Source organism: Aminipila butyrica (assembly GCF_010669305.1).
Lineage (GTDB): Bacteria > Bacillota > Clostridia > Peptostreptococcales > Anaerovoracaceae > Aminipila > Aminipila butyrica.
In genome coordinates, this window is the sequence record NZ_CP048649.1 from 144,484 (window position 1) to 165,946 (window position 21,463).

The 21,463-nt window shown below is 40.0% G+C and carries 22 protein-coding genes; 1 reads left to right on the forward strand and 21 read right to left on the reverse strand.

Annotation, left to right across the window (positions count from 1 at the left end; translation table 11 throughout):
- Window positions 1-44: 44 nt before the first annotated feature.
- From pgeF to rpmH, 21 genes are all read right to left on the reverse strand, one after another.
- Window positions 45-863 (reverse strand): peptidoglycan editing factor PgeF, encoded by an 819-nt coding sequence (pgeF, locus tag Ami103574_RS00670; protein WP_163064832.1) that lies wholly within the window; start codon window positions 861-863, stop codon window positions 45-47.
- Window positions 839-1,573, reverse strand: a complete 735-nt coding sequence (locus tag Ami103574_RS00675; protein WP_163064833.1) for a DNA alkylation repair protein — start codon at window positions 1,571-1,573, stop codon at window positions 839-841. The genes pgeF and Ami103574_RS00675 overlap by 25 nt, the downstream gene beginning before the upstream one ends.
- Before the next feature lie 30 nt (window positions 1,574-1,603).
- Window positions 1,604-2,842 (reverse strand): DUF362 domain-containing protein, encoded by a 1,239-nt coding sequence (locus tag Ami103574_RS00680; RefSeq protein WP_246213172.1) that lies wholly within the window; start codon window positions 2,840-2,842, stop codon window positions 1,604-1,606.
- 72 nt (window positions 2,843-2,914) lie between these two features.
- Window positions 2,915-3,430, reverse strand: coding sequence for a SprT-like domain-containing protein (locus Ami103574_RS00685; protein WP_163064834.1), 516 nt, complete (start codon window positions 3,428-3,430; stop codon window positions 2,915-2,917).
- A gap of 70 nt (window positions 3,431-3,500) precedes the next feature.
- The gene (locus tag Ami103574_RS00690) at window positions 3,501-3,920 is read right to left on the reverse strand and encodes a GntR family transcriptional regulator (protein WP_246213173.1); all 420 of its coding nucleotides are present in this window, start codon (window positions 3,918-3,920) and stop codon (window positions 3,501-3,503) included.
- A 21-nt stretch (window positions 3,921-3,941) separates the two neighbouring features.
- Window positions 3,942-4,313 (reverse strand): GntR family transcriptional regulator, encoded by a 372-nt coding sequence (locus Ami103574_RS00695; protein WP_163064835.1) that lies wholly within the window; start codon window positions 4,311-4,313, stop codon window positions 3,942-3,944.
- 1,639 nt (window positions 4,314-5,952) lie between these two features.
- Window positions 5,953-7,164 carry an ABC transporter permease gene (locus tag Ami103574_RS00700; RefSeq protein WP_163064836.1) on the reverse strand — a complete coding sequence of 404 codons (1,212 nt, stop codon included), beginning with the start codon at window positions 7,162-7,164 and terminating at the stop codon, window positions 5,953-5,955.
- Window positions 7,152-7,940 (reverse strand): ABC transporter ATP-binding protein, encoded by a 789-nt coding sequence (locus Ami103574_RS00705; RefSeq protein ID WP_163064837.1) that lies wholly within the window; start codon window positions 7,938-7,940, stop codon window positions 7,152-7,154. Before Ami103574_RS00705 ends, Ami103574_RS00700 begins: the two co-directional genes overlap by 13 nt.
- A gap of 17 nt (window positions 7,941-7,957) precedes the next feature.
- Window positions 7,958-9,052 (reverse strand): efflux RND transporter periplasmic adaptor subunit, encoded by a 1,095-nt coding sequence (locus tag Ami103574_RS00710; RefSeq protein ID WP_163064838.1) that lies wholly within the window; start codon window positions 9,050-9,052, stop codon window positions 7,958-7,960.
- A 555-nt stretch (window positions 9,053-9,607) separates the two neighbouring features.
- Window positions 9,608-9,880: a DUF1294 domain-containing protein gene (locus Ami103574_RS00715; protein WP_163064839.1), complete on the reverse strand. Its 273-nt coding sequence runs from the start codon at window positions 9,878-9,880 to the stop codon at window positions 9,608-9,610.
- A 174-nt stretch (window positions 9,881-10,054) separates the two neighbouring features.
- The gene (locus Ami103574_RS00720) at window positions 10,055-10,963 is read right to left on the reverse strand and encodes a ParB/RepB/Spo0J family partition protein (protein WP_163064840.1); all 909 of its coding nucleotides are present in this window, start codon (window positions 10,961-10,963) and stop codon (window positions 10,055-10,057) included.
- On the reverse strand, window positions 10,963-11,736 hold the full coding sequence (locus tag Ami103574_RS00725) for a ParA family protein (protein WP_163064841.1): 774 nt from the start codon (window positions 11,734-11,736) through the stop codon (window positions 10,963-10,965). The genes Ami103574_RS00720 and Ami103574_RS00725 overlap by 1 nt, the downstream gene beginning before the upstream one ends.
- Window positions 11,737-12,169: 433 nt before the next feature.
- The gene (locus tag Ami103574_RS00730; protein WP_163064842.1) at window positions 12,170-12,970 is read right to left on the reverse strand and encodes a ParB/RepB/Spo0J family partition protein; all 801 of its coding nucleotides are present in this window, start codon (window positions 12,968-12,970) and stop codon (window positions 12,170-12,172) included.
- A gap of 116 nt (window positions 12,971-13,086) precedes the next feature.
- Window positions 13,087-13,803 (reverse strand): 16S rRNA (guanine(527)-N(7))-methyltransferase RsmG, encoded by a 717-nt coding sequence (rsmG, locus tag Ami103574_RS00735; protein ID WP_163064843.1) that lies wholly within the window; start codon window positions 13,801-13,803, stop codon window positions 13,087-13,089.
- On the reverse strand, window positions 13,800-15,692 hold the full coding sequence (mnmG, locus tag Ami103574_RS00740) for a tRNA uridine-5-carboxymethylaminomethyl(34) synthesis enzyme MnmG (protein ID WP_163064844.1): 1,893 nt from the start codon (window positions 15,690-15,692) through the stop codon (window positions 13,800-13,802). The genes rsmG and mnmG overlap by 4 nt, the downstream gene beginning before the upstream one ends.
- A 95-nt stretch (window positions 15,693-15,787) precedes the next feature.
- Window positions 15,788-17,221, reverse strand: a complete 1,434-nt coding sequence (gene mnmE / locus Ami103574_RS00745; RefSeq protein ID WP_163064845.1) for a tRNA uridine-5-carboxymethylaminomethyl(34) synthesis GTPase MnmE — start codon at window positions 17,219-17,221, stop codon at window positions 15,788-15,790.
- Window positions 17,222-17,336: 115 nt separating this feature from the next.
- Complete coding sequence (gene jag / locus Ami103574_RS00750) at window positions 17,337-18,143, reverse strand: RNA-binding cell elongation regulator Jag/EloR (protein WP_163064846.1); 807 nt, start codon at window positions 18,141-18,143, stop codon at window positions 17,337-17,339.
- Between the two features lie 28 nt (window positions 18,144-18,171).
- Window positions 18,172-18,879: a YidC/Oxa1 family membrane protein insertase gene (locus Ami103574_RS00755; RefSeq protein WP_170295606.1), complete on the reverse strand. Its 708-nt coding sequence runs from the start codon at window positions 18,877-18,879 to the stop codon at window positions 18,172-18,174.
- 12 nt (window positions 18,880-18,891) lie between these two features.
- Window positions 18,892-19,104, reverse strand: a complete 213-nt coding sequence (yidD, locus tag Ami103574_RS00760; protein ID WP_163064847.1) for a membrane protein insertion efficiency factor YidD — start codon at window positions 19,102-19,104, stop codon at window positions 18,892-18,894.
- Between the two features lie 13 nt (window positions 19,105-19,117).
- Window positions 19,118-19,456, reverse strand: a complete 339-nt coding sequence (rnpA, locus tag Ami103574_RS00765; protein ID WP_163064848.1) for a ribonuclease P protein component — start codon at window positions 19,454-19,456, stop codon at window positions 19,118-19,120.
- A gap of 62 nt (window positions 19,457-19,518) precedes the next feature.
- Window positions 19,519-19,653, reverse strand: a complete 135-nt coding sequence (gene rpmH / locus Ami103574_RS00770) for a 50S ribosomal protein L34 (protein WP_163064849.1) — start codon at window positions 19,651-19,653, stop codon at window positions 19,519-19,521.
- 402 nt (window positions 19,654-20,055) lie between these two features.
- Between rpmH and dnaA the strand changes: the two genes are divergently transcribed.
- Window positions 20,056-21,432, forward strand: a complete 1,377-nt coding sequence (gene dnaA / locus Ami103574_RS00775; RefSeq protein ID WP_163064850.1) for a chromosomal replication initiator protein DnaA — start codon at window positions 20,056-20,058, stop codon at window positions 21,430-21,432.
- Window positions 21,433-21,463 lie beyond the last annotated feature (31 nt).

Consider the following 21,463-nt stretch of genomic DNA (forward strand, 5'->3'; position numbering starts at 1 on the left):
CTGCTTTCGCAGTCACATTGGCTCTGTTTTTTAAGGCTATTTTGCTACAGCTCTTTACTATGCAACGAGATGATTGCAGCCATACTGCCCCGAACACCCCCAGTCACCCGATGAGACCAGAAACGCTCCCCCGAGCAGACGGTACAGTCTCCGCTCACAGCAATGTGCTCGGTGCGTACCCCCGCCTGCTCCAGCAGCAGCGCATTGATACCTTTAGTATCCACCTTGAATTTACCATTTCCCACACTTTTAATATAGTCCAGTGCAGTTTCTCCAAGGGCGGCGGTCATGGCCTCGGGAACGTCCTCATGAGTTTCAAAGCAGCACGCAGATATGCCTGGCCCGATGGCCGCACGAATGTTCCCCGGATCGCAGCCGTAACAATCCATCATTTTCTCCACCGTGCGACCTGCAATCGCCAATGCCGTACCCCGCCAGCCAGCATGAGCGGCAGCAACTACAGCGCGCACTGGATCATATAAAAGAATCGGCAAGCAGTCTGCTGAAAAAACCACCAGCGTCAACCCCGGTACATCAGTCACCAGCCCGTCAGCTTCATAATCAACAGGGCGGTTAAACCCCTTTCCCGCATCCGCACGGGTACAGGTACGAACGGTATTGCCGTGAACTTGGGCCGCACAAACAAGCCCCTCCGGGGCTGCGCCCACGGCTGCACAAAAGAGGCCAAAGTTCTCCGCCACTCGTGCCGGGTCATCCCCCCGGCTCATTCCCAGATTTAACGAGGCATAGATTCCTTCGCTCACACCTCCCTGCCGGGTAGAAAAGCCGTGAACCACGCCCTCACCAAATCCGTCTGCCATGAGAAAGGGCACACTGTTTACTGTTTTCTGCAAGAATGCCATAGGTTTCTCCTTTTTAACTGTTTTAAAAAATCCTTGTCTTCTTGAGAGACACGATAGGATTCTCTGATTTTTTGAATAGCTTTATTATATGTAAAATCATCCAGTGAGTTATTCTCCTTGATAAAAAAGGCTTTCGTTTGCTGAGAAAATTTTACCCAACACACAGATAGAGCCCAGGCCACTGCCATCTTTACGTAATATCCCTGGTGATGAATTCCCTCCAGCAGACTCAAATTGGTCTCAATATGCTCCTCGTCAATAAAATAATCCATAAGCATAACCACTCCAAAGCGGAGAGGAAACTCTCGGGAATCTGCCAGATAAGCTTGAATAAAGGCCCACATCTTTTCCGGCTCTTTTTTAGTGAATTTTAGTCCTGCACAAAAGGAATCGCAAACCGCCCAGTTATCAATCTTCGGAATAAAGTCCTCTATGAGGGCAAATCTTTCTTCTGAGTCCATTTTAATTTGCCCGATGATCAGACCTTGAAGCATGATTTCTTCGTAATAAATAGTTTCTGTTTTGCTCTGGTCCAGCTCCTGGAAATAGGCGCAGTAATCTTCCTTTGCCAGACTCTTTGCCAAGTCCTTTAGGGGGCCCATCCGCACGCCCAGGATATTTTTCACCCCCGGTATGAGCTTGTGATTGAACTCTTTATAATTTTCTTCAGCCTGCTGCTCCAGCAAGGTCCTCACTTCTGTACGTTTCATTGAAGGTATCCTTTCTACCTTTATATTTTCTCATATCTTCCAATTTCGATCCATAATCCGAGCGAGCAGAGGAACCTTGACATCAATAGCCTTTTGAGGGCACATTTCTTGACAGCAATAGCAACGGATACAGGCTTTGTAAGCGTATTTCGGATAACCGGACATCTCCAGCGCTTTCTTTTCCAAGGGGCAGCTTTCTGCGCAGATTCCGCATTTGATACACTTTTCCCGCAGGATATAAGGCTTTTTCTGAAGCAAGGACTGAATAGGCTTTAGCAGTCGAATCTGAGTAGCCTTTTCTGTTCCTCGGTATACATCATAATCTTCTTTTCCATACCGTTTAGCTACCTTTTCTACCGTCATATCCCCTTGAATCGTGCGGACACGAATTTTTTCTGCATCCATGGTCCCTACGCCATATTGCTGACCATATCGATTGGTCGGCACCAGTTCTGGATTCAATCCAATCAAGTGACAAAAAACAGTATCCAATGCAATGGGGTCTTTAGAAAACAGCAATAAACCCATGGCCACCGGTGTCCCCGACTGAGGCCCATTACCTTCCATAGCCAAAATTCCATCCATGATGTGCAGCCGAGCCTTAACCAGATTGTTCAAATCAGCAATCATGGCCCCAAAACTATCCGCATCTGTATACTTCGCGTGAAAAGCACCTTTATTGACTCCGTAGACAGCGCCAAACATATTCTTTGCTGCCCCCGTAATTCGTTCCAGCTGATGGGTTTTCATCTTGCAAATATTTACAATTCCGTCACAGTCTAAAATGCCCTTACTGATAATAAATTCCTTTTCCGTCTGCCCCTGTTCAAAATTCACTTTTTGCCCCTGACTAAAATCTCCTAAAGGGATTTCCAGTTCTTCTGCCGGCTCCTTCAAGCCACAGCCAGCTGCTACCCGAGCCACCCCTCCAAGAGGATTCCCCGGCGAGTCTCCATAAGATAGATGCTCATATCCCTGCTCCCGCAAATAAGCACCCACTGCTTTAAACACTGTCGGATGAGTCGTCACTGCCCGATCGGGCTCTGCCTTGGCCAGCAGATTAGGTTTCAGCAGGATTCGCTCTTCCTTACCAAATATGCTCTCGATGCCGCCGAGAAGTCGAATGCCCTCACAGATAGCTGCATCTACCCCGTCCTGCCAATATTCCGGACAGACCATCAACACCACATCACTGACTCTAGATTCCTTTATCTTCTTCCCAGTTGCGCCCCTGTATTGATGGATACTCAAAGTTCTCCTTCTGTTCATTTTTACCAGTCCTCTTTTCTGCCCCTAGGGCAATATTCACCGATTCAAGATGCCACCTGCAAGTATGGTTATTTACTGGACTCGCTCTAACTTTCCACCGCATCTGCATCGATATCTGGATGGATGTTTTACTACACTGGACATTCGGCTGCGGGAAATCCGGCTGCCACAATTCTTGCAAAGCAAAATATACGTTTCCTTTAAAGGTGGTCTTTTCAGTTGAGGATCTTCCTGAATGCCTAAATTCTCCGCCGTATCGGTCCTCTTAATATGATATCCATAATTTTTGTTCATGCAGGCAGCATATTTCTTCCACAGGGCTCCATGATTGTCACAGTTGGGACAGGTATGCAGGACTTCGTGTGCCAAGGTCTGCTTGATAGCCTTTTCTCCACAGTCCAGCAATCGATAGGACAATTCAATTTCAAAGCTCTCCTGCCGTCCCTTTGTAATCTTTTTGCAGCAGCCAAAGCGACTCTTAGCTCGTCGATTAATCGTAATCTTGTCTTTTATTTTATTAGAAACTGGGATTTCTAACGCCCTAGCTTCCTGCAAAACGCTTTTATATAGGTTATCGATGTATTCCATGCTTCATTTTTCCATTTCTCTTAGGCCAGTCGATAGCTAAAAAGCCAAAAGTGCCTTCACACCCTTGGCTTTATTCTTCTTCCTTAAATGTATACGGTAAAAAGTCAATCATCTCTTCCTCTGAATAGCCCAAGCTACGCATCTGCCGAATGAAATCCTCAGTAATACCCCTAGCTTCCTTATAACGAATACTCTCAATAAGCAGCTTGTTGGTGGTTACAAATCGACCTGCCGTCCGCTCTGCATGGAGCAGCTCTTCCCGTTCCAACTCTGACAAGGCCTTCTGCATGGTGTTGGGGTTAACGCTAAACCGGGCTGCTAAATCTCTTACCGAAGACATCTTGGCGCCTGGTTCCAAAGACCCTGATATAATATCGTGTTTAATTCGCTCCATCAGCTGTAAATAAATTGGTATGCTTTCATTGAATTGCACCTCTGCCATCTTCACTAAAATATCACCTCCCTCTTTGCTATATGGGTTTTCTTTCATCTTTATTAGCACCCTTTACCTCTAGTGCTCTTCCGAATTCTTTTTAAAGAACTCTGGGTCAGAAAAAAGTTTGACCAACTCGCTAGGTTGAATCCCTAACCTTTCTAAATTTGAAATAAAGTCATCTGTTATCTTTCTGGCTTCCTTATAGCGAATACTTTTTATCAGCAGCTTATTTTCCGTTACATACTTCCCGGCAGTGCGATTGGACCGCAACAGCCCTTCTTTCTCTAAACGAGCCAATGCCCGTTGAACGGTATTAGGATTCGCTTCATATTTTTTAGCCAGTTCTTTAATGGAATCCATCTTTTGATCTGGCTCCAGAGCCCCCGAAACAATATCACGCCGAATGCCCTGCATGATTCTCATATAAGTAGGTGTGGCGGTTTCCAAATCCCTCTTCCTCCTCATCCCATTATTTATCTATCCTTGATAAACTTTCTGGCCCCCCTGAACGGTCTGCAATCGATCTATTTCCGTTGTGTCACGTTGATAATACAATAATACAGCAATTTCTATTTGTCAATCCCCAAAATGCCCCATTATGTAAAATTATGTATTTTTTATCCCTAATTGTACTATTTCATTAATACATCAATTTAATTGATTTTTTTCTTTTATCGCTGTTTCTTTTTAAAATTGTCCCTATTTATGTTTATTTGTATTATATAAATAGTACAAATATATTTTTCTAATTTTTATAAACCCCTCATTTTTCAATAGGATACCTTAACTCATTAATTATAATTTTAAAGTTAACTCCAGTACCCTTTTAAAATGTAACTGGGTCTCTTTGCGTTAAAAAAATTAAGATTCTTATACTTTACGTGGAAATCCAAATTTTAAATCGGCGATTTAAGGCCTATTTTTATAAAATTCCTTGCCTTACCCCCTTTTCATTTTCGCTTCTTTTTCTCTTTTTCGAGTTCTGAGCTCTTTTTTTGTCATATTGTATGATTTGTTTAATACAAGTTTGTCCTATTTTTATATTTTACGAAACTTTCTTGCGAATTTTATGTACTATTGTATTATGTTTAAAATACAATTTTCATTTCAAATTTTGACAAAATCGTTTAAATTTCAGGATTTGTATACTTAACTTTTCCTTTTATTCCAGATTTATATTAAAAAATAAAAATATTTTGTCGTCTCCTGCTGTCGACGTATTTTTCTTTGTATAAAAAAATTTTCTTCTCTATACAACAAAACAAAACCTCTATTTTAAGTTTTAAAGGCTACTTACATAATATGTAAGTATTTTTGCTGGATTTACAAGAGTATTCTTCAACATTTTTTGATCGTTTTTTCAACCTATCGGTGTAAATTTCTATTATTTGGTATTTTTCTTAAATTTAGCTCTTTTTATTGTATTACAATTATAATACAACGTAACAGTTGAAGCTTCTTCTCTATCTTCTAAACAGTAAAAAGATTCAAACTGACTTTTACATGAAACAAATGCCGATTTTTTCTTCAATGCTTGTTTTTCAAAGGTTTCGTGCAATTTATAATTTTGGTATGCACTGATATAGAGTAAACCTTAAATAATTTTTAGGTTTTTTGAGCCAAAACTTTAAGTAAAATTTTCGGCTGAACATAAAACGACTCTAATTTAATGCTTAATCTTTTAAAAAGTTGGCCGAGTACTTTTTATAAACCGCTTTTTAGAAAAATTAGAATGAAGTTAGAAAAAAGATGATTGAAAATAGTCCATTGATAAAGTGAGGTTAATTTGTAATTTCATCATTAAAAAGAACCATCATTTATGTTTACTTACCAGTTAATTGGCAAGTGATAGGATACACAGATTAAGGAGGAAAATGAATTTACATTTTTTAAAATCTTGCCAGGAATAAAAATTTAAAATCAAGCCTCCCTTTTATATAATATAAAAGGGATACAAATGACCAGAAAAAAGACAAAAAAAGCAGAGGCCTAAAATAGCTGTTTAAGCAATTTTAGGCCTCTGTTAGAACATTTATACGATTTGCGATATATCTCAGTCTTGCTAGGCCATTTGATGGCTTTGTCTTTATTCGTAGCGCAGAGCTTCGATTGGATCCAGACTGGCGGCTTTCCGAGCTGGGAATATTCCGAAGAAAATACCCACGAAAGCGGAAAAGGCCACAGCCACTACGATAACCATCGGATTAATCACTACGCTGATACCCGCAACAGACATGCCGATAGCTGCGATGCCGATACCAATGCCCGTACCAATCATTCCGCCGATAACAGACAAGATCATCGCCTCTATAAGAAACTGAGTCAGAATATCTTTGGTCTGGGCGCCTAGAGATTTACGAATACCAATCTCCCGAGTCCGTTCCGTAACGGAAACCAGCATAATATTCATAATACCAATTCCGCCTACCAGAAGAGAAATCGCAGCAATTGCCCCAATGGCGATTGACAGCGTCCCCAATATGGTATTGATGGTGCCTAGCTGAGATTCTGCCGTGTCTGCACGGTAAAACCCATCTTGCACCTTTTTTATCTTGGTCAGATAAGCAGCAAACTCTTCTGCTTGAGCACTTTGATCCAAATTCTCATCCGCATAAATATCAATGTACGAAGCTCCCTCATCTGGATTAAGACCCAAGGTATAAGGAATATAAGCAGAATAGTTTCCAGAGTTGTTCAGTCCAGAAAATACAGAAGCTTCCTGCTTATAGACTCCTACCACTGTTAAATCCACATTATTTCCTAGAATAGTGACAGGAATGGTCTGGCCAACTGCATCCTCTTTATTGAAAAAGTATTTAGCGGCTTTCTCCTCAATGACGATGACTTCCTTTCGGGCAGCCACGTCACTCTTGTTGATACTCCGGCCATGAATAAGGATATTCTTTACGTCAAAGTTAAAATAGTCTGCGTCAATGCCGCTCATCTCAAATTTACCCTTCAACCTGCCGATTTTTGCTTCGCTGGAAGCACTAGATCCCAGAACGGAGTACTTTATTTTATCGGGGAAACGAGCTCTTAGTGCTTCCAAATCATCTTTATAAAAGAAATCCCTGGCATCAATGCCGTCCTCTGTCATCTCCCAGTTAACCATGATGTACATATTGGCATTGTAGCCTTCAAACTCTTTGCTGACAGCACCCTTGGCACTGTCTCCGATGGAAGTGATGGCGATAACTGAGCTGATACCGATAATGATGCCCAGCATGGTTAGGAAGGAACGCATTTTATTTACTCGAATGGCGGAAAGTGCCAATTTAATGTTCTCTATAAGGAGCATGTCTCCACCTCCTCTTCGTTTTTAGGCACATTAGCTTCTTCTCTGGCTTTCACTGCCTCTTTTAGCTTCCGCTGCGCTTCACCATTCTTTGTCCAGTTGTCACTGATAATCTGACCGTCCTTAAAGGTAATCACTCGATCAGTAAACTCTGCTATATCCGGTTCATGGGTAACAATAATAACGGTGTTTCCGTTTTCCCGATTCAACTTAGTAAACAACTCCATAATCTCCACGGAGGAGCGAGAGTCCAGATTTCCGGTCGGCTCGTCTGCCAGAATAATAGGTGGCTGATTGGCCAAGGCTCTGGCAATGGCTACCCGCTGCCGCTGCCCTCCAGACAGCTCATTTGGCATATGCTCCGCTCTAGTTCCAAGTCCAACGCTTTCCAGCAGCTCAAAGGCTCTCTTTTTTCTAGCCCCGGCCCCTAACTTTGCATAAATCATCGGTAATTCCACATTTTTTAAGGCACTGGTCCTGGATATGAGATTAAAGGATTGAAACACAAAACCAATCTTTTTATTTCGTATATAGGATAGTTCCTTGTCATTCTTTCCACTGATATTGATGCCTTCCAGCATATATTCTCCACCGCTCGGTCGGTCCAGGCACCCCAATATATTCATTAAGGTCGATTTACCTGATCCAGAAGTGCCCATGATGGCTACAAACTCCCCTTTCTCAATGGCAAGGTCGATACCCTTTAGAGCCTGTACCTCAATGCTCCCGTTTTTGTAGGTCTTAATCAGACCGCATATATTGATTAATTCACTGCTCATATTATCCCTGCTTTCTTTTACATGGCGTTTGGATCGGAAACAGTGACTTCCATGCCGTCAGTCAAATCGTAATTAGGCGATAATACTACCTGATCACCTACTTTAATTTTATCGGTAATAATCTCGCTGTCGAAGTCTCCTTCAATACCCAGTTCTACTGGAACTTTTTGAAGCTTACTCTTTTTTATGACAAACACGTAATCAGCCCCATCGTTAACATCTTCAAGGATAGCATCTACTGGAACTGCCAGCGTATCTGTTTTTTCATGAATGAGAATCTCAGCCTTTGCCGTTACACCCGCTATTAGCTTTCCTTCGCTGTCTTTAATATCGATGTCTACCGGGATGACCTTTTCACTGGTAGTACCATCTTTCGTTTCACCAGAAGGCGCTATTTTTGCCACGATGCCCGTAGCCGTTCCTTCGCCCAGCACGTCGGCTGTGATGGTAACCTTTTGTCCCACTTGAATTTTACTAATGTCGTATTCACTGACCTTTACTTTCAACTGCAGGTGCTGTAAATCTTCGATAACAAACATGGATTTATTGTCTGTGGTGTCGTTAGAATTGCTGCCTACGGTGACATTTACTCGCGTTACCGTTCCGTCTATCGGGCTGGTAATATTTACTTTATCAAAGTCATAAGTTCCTAGAGACAGTACATCCGAATCATAAGCGGCCTTGGCTACCAGGTAGTCGTTTTCCGCCAGTGCTCCCTGTTCATACAGTAGCTTAGCATCTTCATATTTACGTTTTGATTCGGCAACTGTAATCTGTGCCTTCGCATATTGTTCATTTAAATCTCCGCTGTCCAAGGTAGCCAGCAACTGACCTTTCTTGACCCGATCTCCTTCGTCTACGTAGACAGCTTTAACCTCTGCGGCTTGAGTAGACTGAATTTCAGCTTTTTCCGAGCCTTCTACATTACCCTTTATGGAAACCACTTCTCGCAAAGTAGTCTGTTTTGCTTCGCCTGCCGTTACCGGATAGCCGGTCGTCTTAGCTTTGCCCATATTTTGTGTGAAAAAGCAGGCCACAGCTATTACTACAAAAATAACTACTGGAATAATAATCCATTTTTTCTTGAATTTTTTCTTTTCATCTTTTGCCATTTATTCAATCCCCTTCTGTACATACACGTAAAATTTAATGCGTTAATCGATGCTCCCTTGCGAAAACAGCGCACTATCTACAGCATTAATTATACAGTAAAATTCTTCTCTCATATATTAATTCTTTCTTAACAATCGCCTCTTTCTGCCCTTATCCCCTATGCTATTCTATTATTTTCCTCGTTTTTCGACTATTATTTGCTTGTTAACACGCAAATTTAGATAAAATTTCTATTAAAAGTTTCAACAAAATCAATCAAAATATTTTCAGAAAATACTTGCAATTCTAAAAACTTATGTTATAATAAAGATACAACACAAGCAAAAGGTACTAAATCTACTATAGATTCCATTCATTGGAAACCTAAGCTATTTTAGAAGTTGGTATCGATAGAAAGGGGTGAGTCCACCAGAAATGCAAACTGAACAGAAGTAGCACCGTTTACTGTACAAGCGTTTGAGAGATTGTAAACGGTGCTACTTCTATTTTTTGTCTTATTAAGATATAAAGGCTATCGGCTTATCCTGTGAAAGGCTATGAAATATCAACTATTGTTATCCTATATGCAACAAAATATAGGATAGCACCGCCAAGTTACAACAAAGTGCTGCTGGCAGTAAAATTTTAAATTTTCTTTTTCGTGTCTTATGGTGAAAGATCTGCCCGCCCATTACACTTCCAACTCCTCCCATGGCAAAAGCCGTTATTAGAAGAGTCGTTTCACTTATTCGCCATTTGTCATGCTGCGCTTTATACTTATCTATTCCCATGAGAAGAAAAGTAACAATATTCCAAAGAGCATAGATGATTAAGAGACTATATAGCATAAATAAATTCGCCTTTCTATTTTATCTTTATGGCTAACTTGTTTCCTACCTTTAAAAATATTATCGGGTAGTAGTTTTATGTCAATTATATAATTGCTATATGTTTCACGTGAAACATATAGCTGAATATGAAGAATCGCATTCATATATAACTATAAATGCGATTCTTTTTCTTTATTTTACATTTCTTAAAAACTCAATCAACCGCTCCAGGTCTTCACGAGTATAATACTCAATTTCAATTTTCCCTTTGTTACCAGTATGCCTCAAGCTGACTTTTGTGCCCAGTACCTCTTTTAGTTCCTCTTCTACCTTTAGTACATCTGGTGACTTTATTCTTTTTTCACTTTGTTTTTTAATTTTAGGCTCACCGATGCTCTTAACTAGGTTCTCTACTTCCCTAACAGAAAGCCCTTCTTCTACAGCTTTATCTGCTACAGCTACTTGCAGGGTTTCATCTTCGATACCGGCAATAGCTCTGGCATGACCGTTTGTCAACCGTCCTTCTAATACATAGGCTCTAACTTCAAAAGGAAGTTTTAAAAGCCGTAGGGCATTGGTTATGTAAGGTCGACTCTTGCCTACACTTTTAGATACTTGTTCTTGACTCAACCCAAACCGTTGGATCATCTGCTGCAACGCTTCTGCCTCTTCTATAGGATTCAAGTCCTCCCGCTGCATGTTTTCTATAATAGAAATAACCATGTTTTCTTCTTCGGTCAATTCTTTTAAAATGCAAGGGACTTTCTTAAGATTAGCCTTTCTCGCAGCCCGCCATCTTCTTTCTCCCGCTACGATCTCATAACCCACTGCTGATTTTCTCAAAACAATAGGCTGTATAACACCATAAGTCTCAATAGAAGAAGCCAGTTCATCAATCTTTTCATCATCAAACCGCTTTCTAGGCTGATTTGCATTGGGTTTTATATCATTAATGTCCAAATACAAAATAGTATTCTTATTCGCTGTCTCTATATCTTCTAGACTGCTCTCCTCTTTAGTTACTTCTTTGGCATTAATTTCAACAGCACTAAAAAGCTCTTCTAATCCTCTCCCTAATCCTCTGTTCTTGGGTACTGCCATTATTCTTCTGCCTCCAAATCTAAAAACTCCTCAGCAAATTCATGATAAGCTGCTGCACCAGCGGATTTTGGGTCATATTCTGTAATAGGCATTCCATAACTAGGCGCCTCTGCTAATCGTACATTTCTCGGTATTACTGTAGTATATACTTTTTCTCGGAAGTATTTTTTCACTTCTTCTACTACCTGAATAGATAGATTGGTTCTTCCATCAAACATGCTTAAAATAACACCTTGAATTTGCAAGTTTGGATTTAAACTCTTCTTAACCAATTCAATCGTGCTCATTAGTTGGCTAACACCTTCTAAGGCGTAGAATTCACATTGAATTGGTATAAGCACACTATCTACAGCAGTAAGCGAATTGATAGTCAATAAACCTAATGAAGGCGGACAATCAATAAATATATAGTCATAATTAGACTTAATCCTGTCAATGGCCTTCTTTAACCGCTTTTCTCTGCCTTCTAACTGGACTAATTCAATCTCTGCTCCAGCTAATTGCACACTAGCCGGAATAATATCCATATTTTCTACACTAGTATGTATGATGGCCTCCTCTGGAGTGATGCTATCATCTACTAAAATCTCATAAGTAGTCCGATCTAAACCCTTTTTTGATATGCCTACACCACTAGTAGTATTTCCCTGTGGATCAATATCAAGAATTAATACTTTTTTACCTTTTAGTGCCAAACAAGCTGCCAAATTTATATTGGTGGTAGTTTTACCTACCCCGCCTTTTTGGTTAAATATCGCTATTGTCTTTCCCAAAGCTTATCTCCTTTTATTTTTATGTAATTTTCTAGATAATTTCATTTTAATAAGAGTTCTATACCCTAAGTAATATTATATTATACAACAGTACAATTAACCACTACTTTTTATAGAATATCGCATATTTTCACAAAAAAAACATAAAAAAAGCAAAATCCGAAGTCAAATCTTGTATTTTTACTAGTCTATTATGTTTCACGTGAAACATACGTCAACTAAACCTAGTATTATATTAATGGATTGCATATTTCTTATTTTTGCAGATGTTTTTTATTAACTAATTTATAAATGTTTCACGTGAAACATCTATAAGTTATAAACATTTTTTCGCAAAAAAACCAGTTGTTCTACAAAGATAACAACTGGTTTACACTAGCTTTTTTCTCGTTCGATTTTACATTTTTTGTAATTTTATTTTTACTTCTGTTTGTCAGCTCACTTTATCACAAGTACTATTTTTTGGTATCAAAATTTTGATTTCTAACATATCTCCTAAATCCTGTTGGTAATATTTTGCATTAGACTCTGCATCCTTAATCTGATCAAAAGTCTTTCTGATGGAATTAATATAAATCTTATAATTAATATACCTTAACTTATGGGCTTTACGCATCTCCTCCTGCTTTTTACTGAGCACATCTTCTATCAGCCGTTCTGTTTGCTTAACATTCAGGTTATTGTCTACTACTCGATCCAGAACCCTCTTTCGCAAGTCTTCATCTTCTAATTTTAAAAGAGCACGAGCATGACGCTCAGTCAACTGATTGCTGATCAGTATTTCCTGAATATCCTTTGGCAGTGCCAACAATCGAATCTTATTTGATATAGTAGACTGCTGCTTCCCTACCCGCTTTGAAAGTTCCATCTGAGAAAGTCCAAAATCCTCCATTAACTTCTTATAGGCAATCGCCTCTTCTAGATAGCTTAAATTTTCCCGCTGAACGTTCTCCACCAGAGCAATCAACGCGATATCTCTGGCATCCACCTCTTTAATGATTACCGGTACCCGAGAAAGCCCTGCCATTTTAGATGCCCTCAGCCGACGTTCCCCTGCAATCAAAAAATATTGCCCCTCTTTGTCCCGGCTGACGATAATAGGCTGGAGCACCCCATATTCCCGTATGGAATCAGCTAATTCCAACATATCACTTTCATTAAAGACTTTTCTAGGTTGATCTGGATTCATGCGAATCAAATCAACAGGAACCTCTGTATTTTTTTTATGAAACATCAAACCATCCTCCCGATAATAAAACTTCTTGAAGCATACCCTTTGTTACTTCTATCTTATCGAAAAGCCTGTCCAATTAAAAGCCCCTTATGATAAACAAAAAACCACTGAAATTGCTATTTCAGTGGCTCTTTCGATGGTGTTCCCGCTTTTCTTGGGTATTTTGCGGGAGTCTTCTGAACCTTGTTGATGACGATGATTAAATGATCCATATCGTAGTTGGAAAACGGAATAGACTCTTCCCGGGAAATTTGTCCTCCTAAAAGAGCAATCGCTTTCTTCCCTTCTCGAACTTCCTCCTCCGCCTTGACGCCTTTATAGGCCAGAAATGCTCCCTCTGGTTTAACAAAGGGCAAACAATACTCTGACAAGGTCGCTAGGTTAGCCACAGCCCGAGATATGCAAATATCATACTGCTCTCGGTGCTCCTTGCTCTGACCCAAATCCTCCGCTCGTCCATGAAGAGTCGTTACATTGGTTATGCCCAAATCCGAAGTCAAATCGTCTATTATATTTAAACGTTTTTTCAAAGAATCCATGAGAACAAACTGCTTTTGCGGAAAAAGAATAGCCAGAGGCACCCCTGGAAATCCCCCGCCGGTCCCAACATCGATTAACCGCTCTGCCTTCTGAATCTCTGGAAAACCATAACAGGCTACGGAATCCATATAATGCTTTTTTATAAATTCTTCTTCTTCCGTGATGGCTGTCAAATTGATCTTTTCATTCCAGGTTAAAATGCCTTGCATGTACTTCTGAAATCGGTCCATTATTACCCCATCATAAGGAATTCTCAGTTCCTCAAAGGCTCTTTCCAATAATGTCATAGTCATCCGTTTTTTCTGCTCCTTTTCACTTTTTCCAAAAACACCAGTAAGACATTAATGTCCGCTGGAGATACTCCAGATATCCGCGATGCCTGTCCTACCGATATGGGCTTAAATTGATTCAGCTTTTGAATAGCTTCCAATCTCATGCCCTCTACTTGACTATAATCTTGCTCTGGACTCAGCTTTTTATTCTCTAGTTTTTTGAACCGTTCAATCTGCTGAAGCTGCTTAGCAATATACCCCGTATACTTTACCTGAACTTCCACCTGGGTGATGGCATGCATAGATAAATTCGTTTTTCTCTCCGGGTCCAAAATCGCTAAAGATTCATAGGTAAGTTCTGGCCGCTTCAATAATTCATAAAGCGTGACACCGCTTTTTAAAACAGAACTTCCTATACTTTCTAAATATTGATTTGTCTTTTCTGAGGGGGAAATCATTACGGTTTGCAGTCGAGCCATTTCTGCTTCCGCCTGATCCTTTGTTGCCAAAAACCGCTTATATCGCTCCTCTGTCACCAGCCCTAGGCTATAAGCCTTTTCTGTCAGCCGTAAATCTGCGTTATCCTGTCGGAGCACCAACCGATATTCAGCTCGAGAAGTCATAATGCGATAAGGCTCATTGGTTCCCTTCGTGACCAGATCGTCAATGAGCACACCAATATAGGCCTCTGACCGATCCAATACAAAAGGTTCTTTTCCGTCCACGCGAAGAGCTGCATTAACACCAGCCATAAGTCCTTGTGCTGCGGCTTCCTCGTAACCTGAGCTGCCATTGAACTGACCAGCACAAAACAAATTATCTATATCTCGACTTTCCAAACTACTTTTCAACCGCAACGGGTCAATGCAATCATATTCGATGGCATAAGCTGGGCGAGTAATCTTCAAATTCTCCAATCCAGGAATAGTCTTGTAAAACTCCTCTTGGATATCCTCCGGCAAACTGGAAGACATCCCTTGTATATACATTTCTTCCGTCTGAAGGCCTTCCGGCTCTACAAATAACTGATGACGCTCCTTATCGCTAAAACGATTTACCTTATCCTCAATAGACGGGCAATACCGGGGCCCTATACCCTCAATCTGCCCCCCGAACAAAGCCGACCGGGAAAAGTTTCGGCGAATAACTTCATGGGTTGTTTCATTCGTATAAGTCAACCAACAAGATACTTGATTTTTTTCTAATTGATCGTTCATAAAAGAAAAAGGTACTACTTTTTCATCTCCCAGCTGCTCTTGCATCCGCTCATAATTCAAACTGCTGGCAAGAGCTCGAGCAGGAGTCCCTGTCTTAAACCGCCGAAGGCTTAAACCATATTTGTTCAGGTTATCCGCCAACTCCATAGAGGGCGCCAGACCGTTAGGACCACTATTAAAAGACCATTCCCCAATAAATATTTTTCCGCGCAGGAAAGTCCCCGTAGCCAAAATGACTGCCTTAGCCATGTATGCAGCACCTGTGCGCAACACTATGCCAGTTACTTTACCTTCTTCTACAAAGAGGTCGACAACCTCCCCTTGTTTCAAATCAAGGTTTTCCTGCTGCTCCATCGTCCGCTTCATTTCTTCGTGATAGCGATGCTTGTCTGCCTGAGCCCGCAGAGAATGAACAGCTGGACCCTTCGCTGTATTGAGCATCTTGCTCTGGATAAAGGTCTTGTCAATATTCAAGCCCATCTCTCCTCCGAGAGCATCAATTTCTCGAACTAAATGGCCTTTGCCGGTACCACCTATTGAAGGATTGCAGGCCATCATGGCCACAGCCTCTAAATTTATAGAAAGAGCTAAGGTCTTCTTTCCCATCCGAGCCGAAGCTAACGCTGCTTCGCAGCCCGCATGGCCTGCACCAATAACAATCACATCGTACTCACCCATTTTATAATAATTCATTCCGTTCACCACCTATCTCTTGCATCATCTATACTTCATCCCGTTTTTTCTTTTCACTACACTATATTTCATGAGCACCGACTCTAGCTGCCGCATTATTTCCCAAGGCAGAATCGGGAGAATACTTCATCAATAATACTCTCACTGACGGTCTCTCCAATGATTTCACCCAGAAGCTCAAACCCTCGCTTTACATCAATTTCGATAAACTCCAGGGCCTCTCCCAGACGAGCCATCTGAATCCCATCCTCCAAAGAACTTTTAGCCAAACGCAGCAGTTCCACCTGCCGAACATTAGTAATAAAAGTGCTGCCGCTTTGCTTTACCTGTCCTTTGAAAACCAATTCTTCAACTTGCTCTTCAATCTCACGGATTCCCTGACCATCTTTTACTGCTGCTTTGATAAAGACCGCCTGAGGTAGCTTTTCTCTCAAGGCCTCTTCTTCTATCACTTGACCCAAATCCATTTTATTTAATAAAATCATTGCTTTTCGCTGTCCTACTACCTGAATGATCTCTTCATCTTCCTTCGATAAGGCTTGACTTCCATCTAAAATCAAAAGAATTAAGTCGGCTTGATTAAAAGATTCCTTGCTCTTTTCAATACCAATTTTTTCTACTTGATCCTCTGTATAGTGAATTCCTGCTGTATCAATAAGCTTTATAGGAATGTTTCTGATTGTCATATCTTCCACGATGGTATCCCGAGTAGTTCCTGGGATATCCGTAACGATAGCTCTATTTTCTTTTAAGAGAGCATTCATCAGGGAGGATTTTCCCACATTAGGCTTCCCTACAATAGCCACCTTAAAGCCTTCTTTAATTATGCGGCCGGTATCCGCTGAGTCTATTAATTTCACAATCATATCGTTTATTACCAATAGATTGTTTAATAAAGACTCATAGGTTATTTCTTCAATATCTTCGTCTGGATAATCAATATTTACTGTCAGACTCACTAGCTGATCCATAAGCTTGCTGCGGATTTCTTGAATTGTCTGAGACAGCTTCCCATCCAGCTGACTCAAGGCCACGTCAAAACTTCGATCACTTTTAGCCCGAATTAAATCAATGACTGCTTCTGCTTGAGTAAGATCCAACCGACCATTCAAAAAGGCTCTTTTAGTGAATTCCCCTGGATCGGCCAACCTGGCTCCGCTTTTCAAAATTAACGCCAAGACCTTTCGCAAAGCAACAATGCTGCCATGACAGTTGACTTCCACCACATCTTCTGCCGTATATGTGTAAGGACCTTTCATATAAACAGCCAATACCTCGTCTAATACTTGACTAGTCTCCCAGTCAATAACATGTCCGTATGTTAATCGCCTATTTACTATAGGCTCTCCTATAGTAGTTCCAAAGCCTTCTGGTTGAAATCTAATATCGGGATTTCCCTGAATTCGATTCTTTCTCATAGGCTGAAATATTCTGTTTAAAATGGGCAGGGCTTGTTCCCCGCTTATGCGCACGATACCGATGCCCCCTTCTCCGTAGGCAGTGGCAACAGCTGCTATTGTATCTTCCATCTATACTCTCCATCCAGTGTAAATCTTGTTCACCGTTTTGCTCTAGCCAGTAAAACTTAAAAGTAGATTAAGATTTACCATCTAATAAAAAATAGCCCCAAAGGGCTATTTCTCATTATTTCATTTCTATAATAACCCTTCTATAAGGTTCTTCACCTTCACTTCTTGTAGTGATTATAGGGTTGCCTTGAAGAGTTGCGTGAATAATTTTCCGCTCATACGGATTCATTGGTTCCAGCCTTACACTCTTCTTTGTTCTAACAACCTTGTCTGCCAGTCTGTTGGCTAGCTGTTCCAAAGTCTTTTCTCTCTTTGCTCGATAATTCTCTGCATCGACTACTACCCGTTTATATTTTTCATCTTCCTTATTTACAACCAGGCGTGTCAAATACTGAATGGCATCCAGAGTCTGTCCGCGTTTTCCAATAACCGTTCCAGAATCTTTGCCGTTAATATCGATGTAAATGCTATTTTCATTTTCTTCAGCAGTAACAGTCACTTCGATGCCCATCTTCTCCGTCACATCTTTTAGAAAATCTAAGGCTAGACCTTTTTCTACAGGGACTAAATCCTTTGGACGCTCTGCTTGTATGTCATCTAAGAGAAAATCACTTCTCCTATTGTGTCTGTTATCTTTGAATTCTTTCTTTTCTTTTTTTACGATTTCTTTTTTTGCAGGCTCTATAACAGAGCTATTTTCTGCAGTTGCACTCGGAGCTTCTTTTGCAGGCTTTTCAGGCGTTGTTCTCGGCGCCTTTTTTTGAACTCTTACCGTAGCAAGCTTTGATCCGATGCCGAAAAAGCCTTTTGAAGATTCTTCCAATACAATTACATCTACTTCATCTATCGTAAGATTTAAATCAATGAGGGCCAGACGTACGGCTTCGTCTACGTCCTTTGCACACTTTTCTGCGTAATCCATATTAACTTCCCTTCAAATCTATACACTTTTATTTTTTCCGCTTTTTATTTGTTCCTTCTTTCATCTTTTTTCTCAATTTGTTGAGTCTAAAGTTAAAAGCAATTTGTACTAAGTTGCCTACGAACCAATAAATAGTCAGACCAGCTGGGAAAGATCGGCCCATCCATACAATCATGACTGGAAATAAATATTTCATCATGTTCATCATAGGAGCCATCTGATTATTCATGCTGTTGCCCTGCTGTTGGGACTGGGTCTGATTGAAAGAAATAAAAGTCGTAATACCGGCTGCTATTGGAAGGATCCATAAATCCGGCTGACTCAAATCCATAATCCAAAGAAAGGATTCGTGAATGGCCAATAGCATGGAATCGCTTGAAATATAATGCATAGGGCTTCTCAATAAAGCAAAAAGCCCGAATATAATCGGCATCTGAATGAGCATTGGCAAACAACCGCCCATCGGATTGAACTTTTCCTCTTTATAGAGTTCCATCATTTTAACATTCAGCGTTTCTTTATCATTTGCATATTTTCTTTGCAAAGCCTGAATTTTTGGTTGAATATCTGCCATGCCGGCAGTTGATTTAATCTGCGCTGCATAGAGTGGATAGAGACAACCTTTTACCAATACGGTGAAAATTATCAAAGTAATACCGTAGTCGTTCAACAACCCGTAGATAAAACTTAACAACCACCCCAGAGGCACTGCAATAAAACCAATAATTGTTTGCATCAATTTCCTCCGCTACTTTAAAGGATCATAGCCACCAGGATTAAATGGATGGCATTTTAAGATCCGTTTAATCCCAAGAAAACTGCCCCTTATTACACCATATTTTTCCACTGCTTGAATAAAATATGCCGAACACGTGGGGTAAAACCGGCAAGTCGGCGGAAATAAAGGAGAAATCCATTTTTGATATCCCCTAACCATTCCTATTACGATCTTTTTTAACATAGAAATCCTTTTATCATTTCTTTATCAATCCGGCCTTTTTTAAAAGAGAGGAAGCTGATTTATACACCTCATCACACTTCACATCTTGAATAGTATTTCTTGCAATGAAAATTAAGTCATATCCCTGATCGAGATTTGGTGCAATCTTTCTGAAACTCTCTTTCATCAGTCTTCTTGCTCTGTTTCTGATCACAGCATTTCCTACTTTTTTACTAGCTAGAAAACCCAGGCGGTTATATCCTAAATGATTTTTTTTATAAAACAAAACCACGTATTTTCCACCTAAGGATTTTCCTCTGTTGTAAATAGAAGAAAAATCTTTCTTTTTGCGCAATACATCTTTTTTAAGCACTACTTCACCATTAAAGAGTATCTTGGTTAACCTTTAAAACAAAAAGACCACATTTGCGGTCTCTATGCAGATAACTTCTTTCTTCCTCTTAATCTTCTTCTCTTCAACACATTTCTACCGTTCTTTGTGCTCATTCTTTTTCTAAATCCATGTTCTTTGGATCGCTGTCTCTTCTTTGGCTGATAAGTCTGTTTCATCTTTAAATACCTCCTTGCTTCTTTCTTTTAATTTAAATTTCGCGTCCATCTAAATTTCAACGGACACGTATCCACGCATGTCCTATACATGCCATATCATTATACAGTCCACTATTCTCTCTGTCAATGATTTTAACCAGTTTCTAAAGACTATAAGATATAAATAAATATTTTTTTGTTTGTTTTTTTCTCTAAAAAACTATATCTAGTTGTTCACAGGAAAACTATACACAATTTTATCCACTATATGTGGATAAAATCGCTAATGTTGAAACTTCAATATAAAAAATTTAGCTATTGCCTGTGGATAACTTACTTGTTATTATATATTTAACAGAAATCAATCTTTAACTTTAAAAATAGATGGAACATATTTTAGTTTAAGCATAAGGATGTAAATTGATGAACAATATGAACGAAAATTGGAAAAAAACCTTAGAGCTGCTAGCTCCCGAACTGACAGAGGTCAGCTACAACACTTGGTTTTCACCTATAGTCCCTTTAAAAATAGATGAACAAAACAATACCTTATATCTAAAACTTTTAAACGACATGAATTTAAACATCGTTAAAAGCCGATATATGCCTATCCTAGAAAACACCGTAGCCATCGCTTTTTCTAAAAAATACAACATTGAATTAACGCTGGATGATATGGATGAAGACCCCGCCCCTTATAAAAAGGAATACGATGAGTCTTTTGTCAAGCGGTTCCCTGACGAATATTATTTCAATCCCCGCTACAATTTTAATGCTTTTGTAGTGGGTAATAACAACCGCTATGCTCACGCAGCGTCTCTAGCTGTAGCTGAATCTCCATCCTGCGTGACCGCCAATCCATCCGACTCTTACAATCCTTTATTCCTTTATGGAGGTTCCGGACTGGGTAAGACGCATCTAATGCACGCCATTGGACAATACATATTGATCAACTACCCAAAGCTAAAAGTTCTCTACGTATCTTCAGAAATGTTTACCAATGAGTTAATCAAGGCCATCGGGGATCGAAAAACATTGGAATTTCGAAACAAATACAGAAATATAGACGTATTGCTCATAGACGATATACAATTTATTGAAGGTAAAGACAGCACTCAAGAAGAATTCTTCCACACGTTCAACACCTTGTACGAAGCGAATAAACAAATCATTATATCAAGTGACCGACCGCCAGCTAAGCTGCTAAACATCGAAGAACGGCTGCGATCCCGATTCCAATGGAACATGATTGCTGACATTCAACCGGCCGATTATGAAAATCGAGTAGCTATTCTGATGAAAAAAGCTGAACTTGAAAATATCACCATAGATGATAATCTGATGGAAGTTATCGCCTTGATAGCCGGAAAGATTAAATCCAATATCCGAGAGTTGGAAGGGGCCTTCTCCCGAGTCATTACCTTTTCAAATCTAATGAATAAAGAAATCAATATATCTCTAGCTAAAGAAGTGCTGAAGGATATTATCTCCAATACAGACGTCATCATCAATCCAGAAGTAATTAAAAAATATGTTTGCAAACACTTTGATATAAAAATGGTCGACATTGAGTCCGCCAAACGAACTAGAGCCTTGGCCTTTCCAAGACAAATTGCTATGTATCTATGCCGGGAAATGACCGATTTATCGCTGCCAAAGATTGGTGAGGCTTTTGGCAAGAGGGATCATACTACTGTTATGCACGGCTGCGAAAAAATTTCTTCTGAAATGAAAATGAATGAATCCATCAAGGAAGTAGTAGAATCCATTCAGCGAAACATCAATCAAAGCCGCATGTAACCTCCAAAAAACTATACACAAAAAAACGGAG